The organism is Nonomuraea mangrovi (genome assembly GCF_042681425.1).
Lineage (GTDB): Bacteria > Actinomycetota > Actinomycetes > Streptosporangiales > Streptosporangiaceae > Nonomuraea > Nonomuraea mangrovi.
Genome location: NZ_JBHUFV010000080.1, coordinates 83,681 through 99,411 on the forward strand (window position 1 = coordinate 83,681; position 15,731 = coordinate 99,411).

The 15,731-nt window shown below is 69.5% G+C and carries 14 protein-coding genes; 8 read left to right on the plus strand and 6 right to left on the minus strand.

The window, feature by feature from the left end; genetic code table 11:
- Nucleotides 1-94: 94 nt before the first annotated feature.
- From ACFSKW_RS47835 to tdh, 3 genes are all read right to left on the minus strand, one after another.
- Nucleotides 95-976, minus strand: a complete 882-nt coding sequence (locus tag ACFSKW_RS47835) for a LysR family transcriptional regulator (RefSeq protein WP_379581281.1) — start codon at nucleotides 974-976, stop codon at nucleotides 95-97.
- Between the two features lie 237 nt (nucleotides 977-1,213).
- Nucleotides 1,214-2,386, minus strand: coding sequence for a glycine C-acetyltransferase (locus ACFSKW_RS47840; protein ID WP_379581282.1), 1,173 nt, complete (start codon nucleotides 2,384-2,386; stop codon nucleotides 1,214-1,216).
- 48 nt (nucleotides 2,387-2,434) lie between these two features.
- Nucleotides 2,435-3,478: an L-threonine 3-dehydrogenase gene (gene tdh / locus ACFSKW_RS47845; protein WP_379581283.1), complete on the minus strand. Its 1,044-nt coding sequence runs from the start codon at nucleotides 3,476-3,478 to the stop codon at nucleotides 2,435-2,437.
- 139 nt (nucleotides 3,479-3,617) lie between these two features.
- Between tdh and ACFSKW_RS47850 the strand changes: the two genes are divergently transcribed.
- The 8 genes from ACFSKW_RS47850 to ACFSKW_RS47885 all read left to right on the plus strand — a co-directional run bounded on the left by ACFSKW_RS47850 (nucleotide 3,618) and on the right by ACFSKW_RS47885 (nucleotide 12,853).
- A complete protein-coding gene (locus ACFSKW_RS47850) occupies nucleotides 3,618-4,751 on the plus strand; it encodes an ROK family transcriptional regulator (RefSeq protein ID WP_379581284.1) in 1,134 nt (377 codons plus the stop codon).
- Nucleotides 4,752-4,986: 235 nt separating this feature from the next.
- Complete coding sequence (locus ACFSKW_RS47855) at nucleotides 4,987-5,871, plus strand: ABC transporter permease (protein WP_379581285.1); 885 nt, start codon at nucleotides 4,987-4,989, stop codon at nucleotides 5,869-5,871.
- On the plus strand, nucleotides 5,868-6,749 hold the full coding sequence (locus ACFSKW_RS47860; protein ID WP_379581286.1) for a carbohydrate ABC transporter permease: 882 nt from the start codon (nucleotides 5,868-5,870) through the stop codon (nucleotides 6,747-6,749). The genes ACFSKW_RS47855 and ACFSKW_RS47860 overlap by 4 nt, the downstream gene beginning before the upstream one ends.
- A 24-nt stretch (nucleotides 6,750-6,773) precedes the next feature.
- A complete protein-coding gene (locus ACFSKW_RS47865; protein WP_379581287.1) occupies nucleotides 6,774-8,399 on the plus strand; it encodes a type 2 periplasmic-binding domain-containing protein in 1,626 nt (541 codons plus the stop codon).
- A 30-nt stretch (nucleotides 8,400-8,429) separates the two neighbouring features.
- On the plus strand, nucleotides 8,430-9,599 hold the full coding sequence (locus tag ACFSKW_RS47870) for a Gfo/Idh/MocA family protein (RefSeq protein ID WP_379581288.1): 1,170 nt from the start codon (nucleotides 8,430-8,432) through the stop codon (nucleotides 9,597-9,599).
- 2 nt (nucleotides 9,600-9,601) lie between these two features.
- Nucleotides 9,602-11,473 carry a hypothetical protein gene (locus tag ACFSKW_RS47875; RefSeq protein WP_379581289.1) on the plus strand — a complete coding sequence of 624 codons (1,872 nt, stop codon included), beginning with the start codon at nucleotides 9,602-9,604 and terminating at the stop codon, nucleotides 11,471-11,473.
- A gap of 145 nt (nucleotides 11,474-11,618) precedes the next feature.
- Nucleotides 11,619-12,191 (plus strand): RNA polymerase sigma factor, encoded by a 573-nt coding sequence (locus ACFSKW_RS47880; protein WP_379581290.1) that lies wholly within the window; start codon nucleotides 11,619-11,621, stop codon nucleotides 12,189-12,191.
- On the plus strand, nucleotides 12,188-12,853 hold the full coding sequence (locus ACFSKW_RS47885; protein ID WP_379581291.1) for a hypothetical protein: 666 nt from the start codon (nucleotides 12,188-12,190) through the stop codon (nucleotides 12,851-12,853). Before ACFSKW_RS47880 ends, ACFSKW_RS47885 begins: the two co-directional genes overlap by 4 nt.
- A 50-nt stretch (nucleotides 12,854-12,903) precedes the next feature.
- Here ACFSKW_RS47885 and ACFSKW_RS47890 read toward each other — a convergent pair whose 3' ends face one another.
- From ACFSKW_RS47890 to ACFSKW_RS47900, 3 genes are all read right to left on the minus strand, one after another.
- Nucleotides 12,904-13,971, minus strand: coding sequence for an SPFH domain-containing protein (locus ACFSKW_RS47890; RefSeq protein ID WP_379581292.1), 1,068 nt, complete (start codon nucleotides 13,969-13,971; stop codon nucleotides 12,904-12,906).
- Between the two features lie 7 nt (nucleotides 13,972-13,978).
- Entirely contained in the window at nucleotides 13,979-14,410 is a 432-nt protein-coding gene (locus tag ACFSKW_RS47895; RefSeq protein ID WP_379581293.1) for an NfeD family protein, read from the minus strand.
- 120 nt (nucleotides 14,411-14,530) lie between these two features.
- Complete coding sequence (locus ACFSKW_RS47900; protein ID WP_379581294.1) at nucleotides 14,531-15,727, minus strand: L,D-transpeptidase; 1,197 nt, start codon at nucleotides 15,725-15,727, stop codon at nucleotides 14,531-14,533.
- Nucleotides 15,728-15,731 lie beyond the last annotated feature (4 nt).

Consider the following 15,731-nt stretch of genomic DNA (forward strand, 5'->3'; position numbering starts at 1 on the left):
GGTCCGGCGGTCTGGGTCAGGTGGGCGGGCGTGGGTCCGGCGGGCTGGGCAGGAGTGCGGGCGTCGGACCGCGGGCTGGGCAGGTGGGCGGGTGTCAGTCCAGCGGGCGGCCGGCGGTGAGAGTGGCGAGGAGCGGGCGCAGGAGCGGGTGGAGATCGGCGCCGCGGCGGACGGCCGCGAAGACGCGGCGCTCGGGGCCGGGGATCCGGCAGACGATCACGCTGGACAGGTCGAGATCGCGCAACGCCATGCGGGGCACGAGCGCGACACCCGCACCCGCCCCCACCAGCGCGACGACGGCGCGGAAGTCGTCAGAGGAGTGCGCGAACCCCGGCGTGAAACCCTCCCGCTCGCAGGCGAACGTGATCACGTCGTGGACCGGATTGCCGGGATAGGGGCCGATCCACGGCTCGCCGGCCACCTCCGACAACGAGGAGGCGGGGGCGTGGTCCACGGGGAGCAGCAGGTCGAAAGGCTCGGCGTAGAGGGGCAGACGGGTCAGCCGCTGGTCGTCGGGCGCGCCGCGATACTCCACCGCGATCGTCAGGTCCGCCTCGTCGTCGAGCAGCAGGGTGAGGCCGCGGTCGCCCTCGGCGTCCAGGACACGGATCTTCAACGCGGGCGCGGTCACGCGCAGGGCGCTGATGGCGGGGGCCAGCACGACGCTGATCGCGGTGGCGAACGAGGCGACCGTCACCTCGCCCGCCGAACCCGTCGTGTACGCGGCGACCTCGGCCTGCGCGCGTTCGAGCTGGGCGAGGACCTCGTCGGCGTGAGCGAGCATGATGCGGCCCACGGCGGTGAGCCTGATGCCGCGGCCGTCGCGGGCGAACAGACGGTGGCCCACCTCGTGTTCGAGCGCGCCGAGCTGCTGGGAGACGGCCGAGGGCGTGACGTGCAGCGCGGCGGCCGCCGCGGTCACCGTGCCGTGGTCCGCCACCGCTCGCAACGTCCGCAACCGGCGAGTGTCAATCACGAACCCATTGTGACGCCGTACGGCAGGCGACCAGGCCACCCGGCGGGGCCACCCCGGCGAGGCAGGCGTGACAGTGGCCTCGCCGGAGTTCCGCTGGAGTGGCGTGACGGTGGCCTCGCCGGAGTTCCGCTGGAGTGGCGTGACGGTGGCCTCGCCGGAGTCCCGCTGGAGTGGCGTGATGGACGGGCGGTCAGCGGTGACCGCGGTGGCCGCTGACCCGCTTGCCGTACCGGAGGATCAGCTGTCGCGGGCGGCGACGAACGCGGCGACCGCGCGGTCGACGTCTTCGGGCGAGTGAGCGGCCGACAGCTGCACCCGGATACGGGCCTGGCCGTGCGGGACCACGGGGTAGGAGAAGCCGATCACGTAGATGCCCTGGTCGAGCAGGCGCTCGGCCATCGCGGCGGCCTCGGCGGCGTCTCCGATCATCACGGGTGCGATCGGGTGGTCGCCCGGCAGCACGTCGAACCCTGCCTCGGTCATCTGCGTCCGGAAACGCAGCGTGTTGTCGCGCAGCCGCTCGCGCGCCTCGCTGGAGCTCTCCAGCAGGTCGAGGATGCGCAGCGACGCCGACGCGATGACCGGCGCGAGCGAGTTGGAGAACAGGTAGGGGCGCGAGCGCTGCCGCAGCAGCTCGCAGATCTCCTTGCGGGCCGACACGTAGCCGCCGCTCGCCCCGCCCAGTGCCTTGCCGAGAGTGCCGGTGATGATGTCGACCCTGTCGGTGACCCCGTGCAGCTCGGGGGTGCCGCGCCCGGTCGGGCCGACGAAGCCGACCGCGTGGGAGTCGTCCACCATGACCATCGCGCCGTACTGGTCGGCCAGGTCGCAGATCTCCCGCAGCGGCGCGAGGTAGCCGTCCATGGAGAAGACGCCGTCGGTCACGATCAGCTTGCGCCGCGCGTCGGACGCCTCCTTGAGCCTGGCCTCGAGCTCGGCCATGTCACGGTTGGCGTACCGGTAGCGGCGGGCCTTGGACAGCCTGATGCCGTCGATGATGCTGGCGTGGTTGAGCGCGTCGGAGATCACGGCGTCCTGCGCGTCGAGCAGCGTCTCGAACACGCCGCCGTTGGCGTCGAAGCAGGAGCTGTAGAGGACGGTGTCCTCCATGCCGAGGAAGTCGGAAAGGCGTGATTCGAGCTCCTTGTGGACCTCCTGCGTGCCGCAGATGAAGCGTACGGAGGCCATGCCGAAGCCCCACGTGTCGAGCGCCTCCTTGGCGGTCTCGATCACTTCGGCGTTGTCGGCGAGGCCGAGGTAGTTGTTGGCGCAGAAGTTCAGCACCTCGCGGCCCGCGACGCCGACCGTGGCGTTCTGCGGGGTGGTGATGACGCGTTCGGGCTTGAGCAGCCCCGCTGAGGCGATCTCGTCCAGTGTGGCCCGCAGGTCATCCCGCGTCTTTCCGAACATCACACGCTCCAATCCATCGTGATCTGGTGAGGGGGACGCCTTCGGGGGTCACGCGCGGGGTGAGGCGTCGCTCCAGTGGAGGATGACCTTGCCGGTCCTGCCGCTGGCCGCGGTGTCGAAGGCGGCGTCGAAGTCGCGGTAGGAGAACCTGTCGGTGATCACGGGGGAGAGGTCGAGCCCCTTCTCCAGCAGGACCGACATGTTGTACCAGGTCTCGTACATCTCGCGGCCGTAGATGCCCTTGATGGTGATCATCGAGGTGACGACCGTGGCCCAGTCGATCGCGAACTCCTCGGCGGGCAGGCCGAGCATGGCGATCCTGCCGCCGTGGGTCATGTTCGCGATCATGTCGCGCATCGCCTGCGGGTGGCCGGACATCTCCAGGCCCACGTCGAAGCCCTCGCGCATGCCGAGCCGCTTCACGCCGTCGGCGATGGAGTCCTGGGTGATGTTCAGCGCGAGGCTGACGCCCAGCTTCCCGGCCAGTTCAAGCCGTTCGGGGCTGACGTCGGTGATCACGACGTTGCGGGCGCCCACGTGGGTGGCGACGGCGGCGGCCATCAGCCCGATCGGGCCGGCGCCTGTCACCAGCACGTCCTCGCCGACCAGGGGGAAGGAGAGCGCGGTGTGGACGGCGTTGCCGAACGGGTCGAAGATCGCCGCGACGTCGGGGTCGACGGGGACGCGGTGGACCCAGACGTTGGACGCCGGCAGCGTCACGTACTCGGCGAACGCGCCGTCACGGTTGACGCCGAGCCCGATGGTGTTGATGCACAGGTGGCGGCGGCCTGCCATGCAGTTGCGGCACTTGCCGCACACGATGTGGCCCTCGCCGCTGACCAGGTCGCCGACCTTGATGTCCTCGATGCCCGGCGCGACCTCGACGACCTCGCCGGAGAACTCGTGCCCGACGACCAGGGGCAGCTTCAGCGTGCTCTTCGCCCAGTCGTCATATTTGCGGATGTGGAGGTCCGTGCCGCAGATCCCGGTGCGCAGCACCTTGATCTTGACCTCGCCGGGCCCGACGACGGGCTCTGGCACGTCCATCAGCCACAGGCCAGGCTCGGCCTTCTGCTTGACCAGTGCTTTCATGACGGTCGTTTCCCCCTCCTGACAACCTTACGCACTGTGCCGGTGATCACCCCCCGTGTCCATCGAGGTTTTCTTAACGGCTCTGTCAGCATCGCTACATGATTTATCGAAAGAACCTTGTCAAAGTAGAATGACCGTCATGAGACAGGTCAGCGGTGACGCGTCCCTCCTGCGGAAGCTCAACTCCGCCGCGATCCTGCGCGCCATGCGCGGGGCGGGAGACGCCACGCTGACCGAACTGGCCAGGGCGGCGAGGGTGTCGAGGCCGACGGCGGAGGTCATCGTCGAGGACCTGTTGGGCGAGGGCTGGGCCGAGGAGTGCGAGGAGGAGCAGGGCGACAGGCAGCGCGGCCGTCCCGCCCGCCGCTACAGGTTCCGCGCCTCCGCGGGCCACGTGGTCGGCGTGGGCATCGGCTCGTCCAGCGTCCGCACGATGGCCGCCGATCTCGGCGGCACCATCCTGGCCTCCTGCAGGGAACCGCTGCCGCGTGACGCCTCGGCGGCCGAACGGCTGGCCATGGTGCGCGACCTGGTCACCAGGGCCGCCGCGGAGGCGGGGTGCGAGGTGTCCGAGCTGGTGGCGGTGGGCGTCGGAACCACCGGCGTGGTCGACGGCGAGGGCAGGGTCGTCAAGAGCGTCGTACTGCCCGGGTGGACGGGGGTGGAGCTGCGGGCCGAGCTGGAGAAGCGCGTCCCCTCGCCGATCCTCGTCGAGAACGACATGCGGCTGGCGGTGCTGGCCGAGCACTGGCGTGGCGCCGCCCAGGGCATGAGCGACGTGGTCTACCTGTTCACCGGCGACAGGCTCGGGCTGGGCTTCCTCATCGGCGGCGTGCCGTACAGGGGGGCGCACGCGGCCTCGGGCGAGATCGGCGTGCAGGCGGGTGACCACTGGTCGGCGTTCAGGCACGTGCTCGACTACGCCATGGCCGTGGAGCCGGGTGAGCTGAGGTCCACGCGGGAGAGCGCGGAGTTCGCCATCGCCAGGGCGCGGGCGGGCGACGCGCAGGCCGCGGAGGCGGTGTCGAGGTTCGCCCGCCACCTGGCGGGCGGTCTGGTCAGCATCGTCAACCCGCTCGACCCGGAGATGGTGGTGATCGGCGGCAGCCTGTCGACCGCCGGTGACCTGCTGGTCGAGCCGATCCAGAGCTACCTGGACGAGGTCTGCCTGTACCCGCCCAGGGTCGTGGCATCGGAGCTGAGCAGCGAGTCGATCACGCTCGGCGCGGTGCGGATGGCGCTCAACCACGCCGACACAGTGCTGTTTTCATAGACGCTCTGTATAAATCAGTCACGAAACTGTCACGAAGCGATAGATGCTGCGCATCTTCTGCTGCTTTGTGCTCGATTAACCCTAGTTGTTTGCATAAACGCGGGTTAGCCTCCAGTCACTCGTTGAGACCCCACCCGTTCTGACTTGGAGGTGAGACGTGGTCGCGTCCACGGCAACCCCCGTAGTGGAAGTCCATACGGACGTCCGCCCTCAGCGGCGGACCATCCGCGATCGGTTGAGACGCGACTGGACGCTGCTGGCGCTGTGCGTGCCCGGAGCCCTGTACTTCGTCGTCTTCTTCTACGTCCCGCTGCTGGGCAACGTGATCGCGTTCAAGGACTACGCGCCGTTCCTCGGCATCTCGGGCAGCCCATGGGTGGGCTGGGAGAACTTCACGATGCTCCTGGCGGAGCCGGAGTTCTGGTCCGCGGTCAGCAACACGCTCCAGATCACCGCGCTGCAGCTCCTGCTCTACTTCCCCGCGCCGATCGCGCTCGCCCTGCTGCTGAACTCGCTGGTCGGCCACCGGATCAAGCGTTTCATCCAGTCGGTCGTCTACCTGCCCCACTTCCTGTCGTGGGTCGTCGTGGTCGCGATGTTCCAGCAGGTCATCGGCGGCGCGGGCACCGTGAGCGGCTTCCTGAACTCCCACGGCGTCACCATCGGCAACCTGATGTCCAACCCCGACACCTTCAAGCTGCTCGTCACGGCGCAGGTGATCTGGAAGGACTGCGGCTGGGGCACGATCATCTTCCTGGCGGCGATCACCGCGATCGACATGAACCAGTACGAGGCCGCCGCCATCGACGGCGCCGACTGGAAGCGCCGCCTGTGGCACGTGACGCTGCCCGGCATCCGCTCGGTCATCCTCATGATGCTGATCCTGCGCCTCGGCGACATCCTCTCCGTCGGATTCGAGCAGATGGTCCTGCAGCGGGACGCGGTCGGCGCGGGCGCGTCCGAGGTCATCGACACCTACGTCTATTACCACGGCATCCGCGACGGCGACTGGGGCATGAGCACCGCGGCCGGCCTGATGAAGGGCCTCATCGGCGCGGCGTTGATCTACGCGGCCAACAAACTCGCACACCGCTTCGGAGAGCAGGGGATCTACCGATGAGGCCGCCATGGATGGAACGCCCGACGATCGCGGGGCGCGCGCTGAAGTTCGTCGTCCTCACCGCCATCGTGCTGGCCGTGCTGTACCCGTTCGGGCTCGCGCTCGGCACCAGCCTGATGGGGCGCGCGGAGAGCATCGCCAACGGCGGCAGCTACGTGCTGTTCCCCTCCAAGCCGACCTTCGAGGCCTACAGCCTGATCCTGTCAGGCGGCGCGGTCACCAGATCCGTGCTGATCAGCATCGGCATCACGCTCGCCGGCACCGCGCTCAGCCTGCTGTGCACGGTCTTCCTCGGATACGCGCTCTCCCGCAGAGGCATGCTCGGCGGCAAGCCGATCCTGCTGATGGTGCTGGCCACGTTCCTGTTCACCCCCGGCATGATCCCGAGCTACCTGATGGTCAAGGAGCTCGGCATGATCGACACCTACCAGTCGCTGATCGTGCCCGTGCTGGTCAACGCGTTCAACGTGGTCGTGGTCAGGGCCTTCTTCCAGAACCTGCCCGAGGAGCTGTTCGAGGCGGCGCGCATGGACGGCTGCACCGAGTGGCGCATGCTGTGGCGGATCGCGATCCCGCTGTCCAAGGCCGTGATCGCCGTGGTGGGCCTGTTCTACGCGGTCTCCTACTGGAACACCTTCTTCAACGCGATCCTCTACATCAACGACCAGTCCATGCACCCGATCCAGGTCGTGCTGCGGCAGTTCATCTTCCGCGGCACCTCCGCCACGGGCTCCGACGTCGCGATCGTGCGGGACCTGCCCGCCTCCTCCGTGCAGATGGCCGTGCTGGTCATCGCGCTGGTGCCGATCCTGGCCGTCTACCCCTTCCTCCAGAAGTACTTCACCAAGGGCGTCCTCACGGGCGCCATCAAGGGCTGAACCGCACCCTTTCCAGGAGAAACCATGTCCTCAACCATGTCCCGCCGCGGCTTCCTCGGACTCGCACTCGCCGGCGTCACCGTCGCAGGGCTCGCCGCCTGCGGGGGCGAGGGTGGCGGCGCGGCCGGCGTCAAGAAGGGCGGGGCCGAGCTGTCGAAGAAGCTCGCGCTCCCCACCTTCACCGCCGCGAAGATCCCCACGCCCGACCTGCCCATCGACGCGGGCCAGGACCCCGCCTACCTGAAGTACCCCACCGAGCTGGTCAAGTCCGTCGCCGCCCCTCCCGGCGACGGCAAGAAGATCACCTCGCTCACCCAGACCTGGGACGTGGCCCCGCCCGCCCCCGGCCAGAGCGCCTACCTGCAGGAGCTCAACAAGGCGCTGGGCTCCGAGTGGGCCATGAACATCGTGGTCGGCGACGGCTACCCCGACAAGTTCAACGCGATCATCGCCAGCGACGACCTGCCCGACCTCGTCTGGTTCCCGCCGAACCAGGGCCTGCAGCGGGTGCCCGAACTGCTGGCGGCCAAGTTCCACGACCTGACGTCCTACCTGAGCGGCGACGCGATCAAGAAGTACCCGAACCTGGCCAACCTCGGTGATGTGGCGTGGAAGTCGGCCGTCACCGACGGCAAGCTGTACGGCGTCGCGGTGTCCTACAGCAAGTTCGGCCAGGTCTTCCTCGTCAACACCGACTACTGGCAGCCGGTCGGCGGCGCCACCTTCACCAGCGCCGACGACTTCTTCGACAAGACCAAGCAGCTGCTCGACGTCAAGAAGAACAAGTACCCGCTCGAGCCCTCCTACGTGAACCACGTCCACATGTTCAGCCACTGGTACGGCGCGCCGAACACGTGGAAGCTCGAAGGCGGCAAGCTGACCCACCAGTACGAGACGCAGGAGTACCTCGCCGCGCTGGAGTTCGCGGTCAAGTGCTTCAAGGCCAACCTGTTCTGGCCCGACCCCGCCCTGGCCACCATCAAGGACAAGGTGGCCAACGGCCAGATCGGCGCCTACGTCGAGTCCTTCCCCGGCTTCCTCAACGACGCCAAGACCCAGAAGTACAACCTCGGCGCCATCGTGCCCTTCGCCGCGACCCCGTCGTCCAAACCCGTCTACAACGCGGGCCTCGGCTCGGTCGGGTTCACCGCGATCAGCAACAAGGTCGACAAGGCGCGCATCGAGACGCTGCTGGGCGTGCTCAACTACCTGGCCGCGCCGTTCGGCACCGAGGAGTACCAGCTGGTCAACTTCGGCGTCGAGGGCACGCACTTCACCAAGAAGGACGGCGACCTCGCCTTCACCGACAAGGGCACGGCCGAGGTGCCCACGACCGTGCAGCCGCTGCAGTTCGTGATCGGCTCGCCCTCCGCGCTGTTCCTGCCGGGGCAGCCCGAGCGCACCAAGCTCATCCACGACTTCGAGACCAAGGTCGCGCCGCTGCTCCAGCCGCGGGTCACCACCGGTCACTTCTCCGACACCTACACGCAGAAGAACGGCGAGCTGAGCACGATGGCGTCGGACGCGATCGTGGACTTCGTCACGGGCCGCAAGCCGCTGTCGGGCTGGCAGGACTTCGTCAAGAAGTGGATGGACAAGGGCGGCGCCGCGATGAAGGCCGAGTACGAGGCCTCCATCGCCAAGGGCTGAGTCCCGCCGTACGTCAAGGAAAGGACAGAAGTGGAAGACCTGCGCATCGGAGTCATCGGCCTCGGGCTGCGAACCAGCCTGGCCCTGTCGGCGCACCGGCCCGGCAAGGGGTCGGTCGTGGCCGCGCTGTGCGACTCCGACCCGGCAGTGCTCAAGCGCCAGGCGGGGCGCTTCGAGGCGGAGATCCTCACCGAGGACTACCGCGAGCTGCTGGACAGGAAGGACCTCGACGCCGTCATCGTGATGACGCCCGACGACACCCACGAGCGCATCGCGGTGGCGGCCCTGGAGGCGGGCAAGGCCGTCTACCTGGAAAAGCCGCTGCACATCACGGTCGAGGGCTGCGACAACATCCTGCGCACCGCGAAGCGGACGGGGACCAGGCTCTACGTGGGGCACAACATGCGCCACATGGGCGTGGTCCGCCTGATGCGCGACATCATCCAGAAGGGCGTCATCGGCGAGCCGAAGACCATCTGGGTGCGTCACTTCGTGTCCTACGGCGGCGACTACTACTTCAAGGACTGGCACGCCGACCGCACCCGCACGACGGGCCTGCTGCTGCAGAAGGCCGCGCACGACCTGGACGTCATCCACTGGCTCGCCGGCGGCTACACCACCAGGGTCAACGCGCTCGGCGACCTGATGCTCTACGGCGACCTGCCGCGGCGCGAGCCCGGCACCCCTCGGCCCGACAACTGGCTGAAGGAGTTCGAGTGGCCGCCCACCGAGCGGAAGAACCTTCACCACGTCGTCGACGTGGAGGACGTGTCGGTCATGAACATGCGGCTCGACAACGGGATCATCGCCGCCTACCAGCAGTGCCACTTCAGCCCCGACTACGTGCGCAACTACACGGTCATCGGGACCGAGGGCAGGCTGGAGAACTTCGGCGACGGCCCCGGCGACACCGTGAAGGTGTGGAACACCGGGCCCTCGTCCTACCGCGACGACTGCGACATCGCCTACCAGGTGCCTGACGCCAAGGGCTCGCACGGCGGCGCGGACACCGGGATCATCGGCGAGTTCAACAGGTTCGTGCGGGAGGGCGGCGTCACCGACACCTCGCCGGTGGCGGCCCGCATGAGCGTGGCCGCGGGCTACATGGCCACGATGTCGCTGCGTGACGGCGGCATGCCGTACGACGTGCCGCCGCTCGACCCCGAGCTGATCGCCTACTTCGACCGCGGTCAGGTCTGATCTTGACCCGTTACCACCTGCGTTACCAGGTCCTGCCGGGCGCCGACCCGCGTCCGCTGGCCGACTTCTGCGTCGAGCACGGCGTGGAGGAGGTCGTGCTGATGTTCGGCGCGGAGGAGCTCCACCCCGGGCACCTTCTCGGCGCCGAGGAGGACCTGTGGTTCGAGCTGGTGCGCTCGGCCAGGAACGTCCTGGCCGAGCGCGGTCTGAGCGTCAGCCTCAACCCGTGGGTGACCACCGGCCACGCCGACAGGGGCAGGGTCCAGGACGCGGGCTTCGCGCCGATGGTCTCCCCGCTCGGCGAGGTGTCCACCACGACCGCCTCGTTCGCCTGCCCGGCGTGGCGGTCGTGGCTCGCGGCGCACTACGGCCGCTTCGCCGAGCTCGGCTTCCGCGTGCTCTGGCTGGAGGACGACCTGCGCTTCCACAACCACTCGCCGCTGACCTGGGGTGGCGGGTTCGAGCCCGAGATGCTTGACCGGTTCGCGCTGCTGGCGGGCGAGAAGCCCACCAGGCAGGAGCTGGTGGCCGCCGTCACGGGGCCGCCGCACCCGTGGCGCGAGCTGCTCCAGCGGACCTGGCGCGAGGCGCAGCTCGAAGCCGTCGACGCCGTACGGCAGGCGGTCGGCGGCCGTGCCGAGCTGGGCGTCATGAGCTCCGGACTCGGCGTCGCCTCCGTCGAGGGCCGCGACTGGGGCGCGCTGTTCGAGCGGGCGCGGGTGCACAGGCCGCACTTCGCCCCCTACAGCGACACCGTCGGCAGGACGCTGGCCTACTCCATCGCCATGCTGGAGCTCCAGCGCCCGCTGCGCCCTCCGGGCGTCGAGGTCGCGCCCGAGGTGGAGAACTGGAAGCACACCGAGTGGTCGAAGGCCGACACCCAGACCTGGTCGGAGATGGTCGCGGCACACCTGTCGGGAGCCGACGCGCTGCTGCTCGACGTCTTCCCCTTCGTCACCGGAGACCCGCGGCGCTACCCTCGCGTCGGCCGGATGCTGGACGCCTCCAGGCCCGCGCTCGACGCCACCCTCACCCCTTCCCCTGTCACGGCCGGCGTCGGCGTCCCGTGGTGGCCCTCAGCCGCGGCCTCGCTTCCCGGCGACGGCACGATGGAGGGCCTGACCGCCGATCCGCTGCGCGCCGCCGACTTCCTCCTGCCGTACGGCGTGCCGATCCGGGCCGGCGTCGCGCCCGTGACCGCGCTGTTCGGCGAGCTGGCCTGGGCGGTTCCCGACCCGCTGGAACTGCTGCGCGGCGGGCTGCTGCTGGACGGCAGGGCCGCTTCGATCCTGGCCGAGCGCGGATTCGGCGACCTGCTCGGCGTCACGGTCGCGGAGATCGTGGCTCGGGAGCGGCCTTCGCGCACGCCGTACAGCATCGAGCGGCTCGTGGACGGCGGCGCGCTGCTGAGCGTGAACGTGCAGGACGCGGTGGCCCGGCTGCGCCCTGCGCAGGCCGCCGAGGTCTGGACGGAGATCCTCAGCCCGCGCTTCGAACCGTGGGGCGCGGGGCGGGTCAGCTTCGTCAACGCGCTCGGCGGGCGGGTCCACACGATCGCCGCGTGCGCGCCCGAACGGCTCGGCCGCTGCGACGACGGCCGCCGCCTCGCCCAGGAGGCGATCGGTTTCCTGGGCGGCGACTTCCCGATGGTGACGGGCGGCCCGCACCTGCTGCCCCACCTGGCCAAGGTCGGCGACCGGTGGCGTCTTGCGATCGCCAACGGCTCGGCCGACCCCGCCCGCCCGGTCGCAGGCGTGCCCTCATCGGCGACCGCGACCCTGCTGCGCCCCTTGGCGCCTCCCGTGCCCGTCGACCCTTCGACGGCGACCGTTCCCCATCGCGGCTACCTCCTGCTCGAATGGGACGCCGCCTGACCGGAAACCGGCCGTGGCAGCCGGGCCGCGCCTGGTCCACCGCCGGGTGCGGTACGGGTGAGACCTGACCCGGTCGCCTTCGTGGCGGCCGGGTTCGCTCGTACAGGGAACCCGGGACGCGCCGCGGACAGTCCTATGCGTGGACATGTCCTTTCGTGCCCGGATACGTGATGGTGACGCCGACGCGTTCGCGCAGCTCTTCGACGAGTACGGCCGCGCCGTCTTCCATCATGCCTACCGCGTGCTCGGCGACTGGGCCGCCGCCGAGGACGCGCTGTCACTGACGTTCCTGGAGGCGTGGCGGCTCAGGCGGAAGCTCGACGCCGACGGAGGGTCGCTGCGCCCGTGGTTACTCGGCGTCGCCACCAACGTCGTGCGCAACATGCGGCGAGCCGTACGCAGGCATCAGGACGCGATGGCGCGGATGCCGAGGGCCGAGGCGGTGGCCGACTTCGCCGACGAGGTCGCGGGACGCATCGACGACGCCGAGCGGCTGGCCGCGATCAGGCAGGCCTACGGCGCGCTGCGCCGTCACGAGCAGGAGGTCGTCGCGTTGTGCGTCTGGTCGGGCCTGAACTACGCGGAGGCGGCCGAGGCGCTCGGCGTGCCCGTGGGCACGGTGAAATCCCGGTTGTCCAGGGCGCGGAAGAAGCTGGAACCGGTCTCCCCGCCGCGACAGGTAATGGGTGACCGAAGCCCGATGAAGGAGATCCGATGAACGAGGAGCTGGCGAGGCTGCTGCCGCCACCTGCGGAGCGCGATCTTCCTGAGGGCCGTCACCGGCAACTCAAGGAGTTCGTCATGACCGAGATACAGCCCAGGCACCGTCGGCTGCTGCCGCGCCCTGCGGTACTGCTGCCCGCCCTGGGGCTGGCCGTGGCGATGGCGGTGGGAGCGCCGCTCGTCTTCGGCGGCGGTGCCCCCGCCTACGCGATCGCCAAGAACCCCGACGGGACCATCCACATCACGATCAACGAGGCGAGGAACCCGGACGCGCTGCAGGCGGACCTGCGCGCGATGGGGCTGAACGCCGTCGTCGACTACGTCCCCGAGGGCCAGCGGTGCGACCCGCAGCCGCGCAGCGAGAGCTGGGTGCCCAACGGGACGGCCATCAGCAAGACGTTCGCCCATCCGGGCATGTCCGTTTCGCCGGAATCGGAATCCAGGTTCGGCTTCACCGTCGACCCTTCGTGGGTGAAGGAGGGGCAGACCGCGGTGCTGGAGCTCAGAGTCCGCGACGACTCCGACATCACGGTCGCGCGTCTCTGGACCCGGGTCTCCAACGGACCCGTCGCCGAGTGCACGCTGGTCGACGACCCGAACGGCTCCGTCGGGGGCATCGAAGGACCGGACTACGTCCTGCTGGAAGGAAAGGACTAGGGCCGGCGAAGGGGCCGCGGGAGTGCTTCCCACGGCCCCTTCCTCCCTGGTCATGCCTCCTGGTGGTTCTTCTCCAGATCGGGGAAGGGGCTGGGCTCCGGGACGGGGCGGGGCAGCTCCCGCGGCCCCGACGTGGTCTCCGCCTCGCGGGCGTCGGCCACGGCCTCCGCGGCCGCCTCGGCCGCGCGGGCGATCTCCTCCTGCGCCTCGGAGGACTCGGGTGAGGTGGTGCGCGTGGCCGCGGACGGCGGCAGCGCCTCGGTGAACGCCTTGGAGACGCCCTGCAGGGCCGAGGTCACCTCGCTGGGAATGACCCAGAACGTGTTGCCCTGACCCTGGGCGAGTTGCGGCAGCACCTGGAGGTACTGGTAGGCGAGCAGCTTGGGGTCGGGGTCGTTCCGGTGGACGGCCTGGAACACCTGGTCGATGGCGCGCGACTGGCCCTCGGCCTTGAGGATGGCGGAGGTGCGCTCGCCCTCGGCGCGCAGGATCGCGCCCTGCTTGTCGCCTTCGGCGGTCAGGATCTGCGACTGGCGCTGGCCCTCGGCGCTCAGGATGGCGGCGCGCTTGTCCCGCTCGGCGCGCATCTGCTTCTCCATCGCGTCCTTGATCGTCTTGGGCGGGTCGATGGCCTTGATCTCGACACGGTTGACGCGCAGCCCCCACTTGCCCGTCGCCTCGTCGAGGACGCCGCGCAGCTGGCTGTTGATGGTGTCGCGGGAGGTGAGCGTCTTCTCCAGGTCCATGGAACCGACGACGTTGCGCAGCGTGGTGACCGTGAGCTGCTCGACCGCCTGGATGTAGTTGGCGATCTCGTAGGCGGCCGCGCGCGGGTCGGTGACCTGGAAGTAGAGGACGGTGTCGATCTCGACGACCAGGTTGTCCTCGGTGATGACGGGCTGTGGCCTGAAGGAGACCACCTGCTCACGCAGGTCGATCATGGGGTAGACGCGGTCGATGTAGGGGATCACGAAGTTCAGGCCCGGCTTCAGCGTGCGGTGGTAGCGGCCCAGGCGCTCCACGTTGCGCGCGCGTGCCTGGGGCACGATCCGTACGGCACGCAGCACGGTGAACACCGCGAACAGCGCGACGAGCAGTCCCGCTATGAGTAGCGCCATATTACGATCACTCCCGAGGGTAGACGAGGGCGGTGGCCCCCTCGATCTCGATGACGTCCACGGTCGCTCCGGCAGGGATCACCACGGTTTCGTCGTACGCCCGTGCCGTCCACTCCTCGCCGCCGATGCGGACCAGGCCGGAGCGCCCTGTGACCTCGCTGACGACGTAGGCGGACTTGCCCACGAGCGCCTCGACGCCGAAACGCTGGTGGGGAGGCTGGCGGATGCTTCGCATGGCGATCGGCCTGACGACGAGCAGACCGGCGGCGGAGGCGGCGGTGAAGACAAGGAACTGCAGGGGGATCGGCAGGCCGGCCGCCGCCACCAGTGAGGTGAGCAGCGCGGAGGCGGCCAGCAGGCCGAGGGCGGCGGTGAGGGAGAAGATCTCGGCAACGCCGAGTACGACGGCGAGGATTATCCAGATGACCCAATCATCCATACTCCGGCCCTCCTGTAAGGAAAACGGGCCCGCGTCCCAAAGGAGTTCCCTCTCTACGGTAATCCTCCGATTACCGGCATGGCAGTCTTCAGCGGTACCGATTGATGGCGTGTCCGGATGTCAGGGAAGGGCGTCGGGCTCGGGCGCGTGCTCGACCCAGCCGGCGGGAGGCCGGGCATCGTGGAGCGCGCTGCCCATGATCCACCGATCCCATGGCAACTGCCAGTAGCCCCACCCGTTGTGCCACTCCAGCTCGCGGGTGGTCCCGATGACGGTGACAGGGTCGCCCCGCAGCGACGTGTCGTAGAACCAGGCCGCCTGGTCGGGCCGGGCGTTGACGCAGCCGTGGCTGACGTTCAGCCGCCCCTGCGCCCAGACGTTGTTCTTGGCGTGGACGTACTCGCCGCTGTTGGAGATCCGCACCGCGTGGTCGATCAGCACGTCGTAGAAGCCTGGATCGCCCTTCTTCCTGCCCGGTGAGACCATCCTGACCGGGTTGCCCTTGTCCATGGTCAGGTGGACGCCGCTGGTCGTGGTGTACTCGCGGGTGGTGGCCTTGCCCGCGCTGATCGCCATCCGCTGCACGACCCTGCCGTCGCGCCGCACGACCATCTGGTGCCTGACGGTGTCGACGGTACTCACCTGCTCGCGCCCGATGGCGAAGGTGAGCGCGTGGTCGGCGGTGCCGTACACGCCGGGGGCGGATCTGACCCCGGCGAGGTGGGCGGTGAACGCGACCTGCTGCCTGGCCGGCCAGTAGTGCCTGGTCCGGTAGACGGCCTGGGTGTCGCTGAGCCACCGCCACGCTCCCTCGACCTGCTTGGTGGAGCGCACCTCCAGCGCGCGCTCGACGGCGGCCTTGTTCCTGACGGGGGTGTCGAAGGTGACGACGATGGGCGTGCCGACGCCGACGGTCTCGCCCGGCATCGGCGACACCGAGAGCACCCTGAACGTGCGCTCGGCCGGACGGGTGCGGAAGCGCCCCATGACCAGCGTGCCGGGACCGCCTGGCCCTGCCGCGGTGGCCGTCACGACGTGCTCGACGCCTGGCGGGAGCGTCCAGGTCGAGCGCCACACCGTGCCCGTCGGGTCCAGCGTGCCGGGGACGGCCGTGCCGCCCGCGTGGACCGAGACGTCGCCGAGCCTGCCGCCGCGGACCTTGACGACCAGGCCCTTGTCGGGCCTGGCGTCGACGTCGTCGAAGGCGGGTGAGACGGCGATCACCGGTGCGGGGGGCTTCGGCCGGGTCGCCGTCACCGCGGTGCAGCCGCTGATCGGCAGCGCCAGGCCGCCGATCAGCAGGAGGGCGTGCCGCATCTCA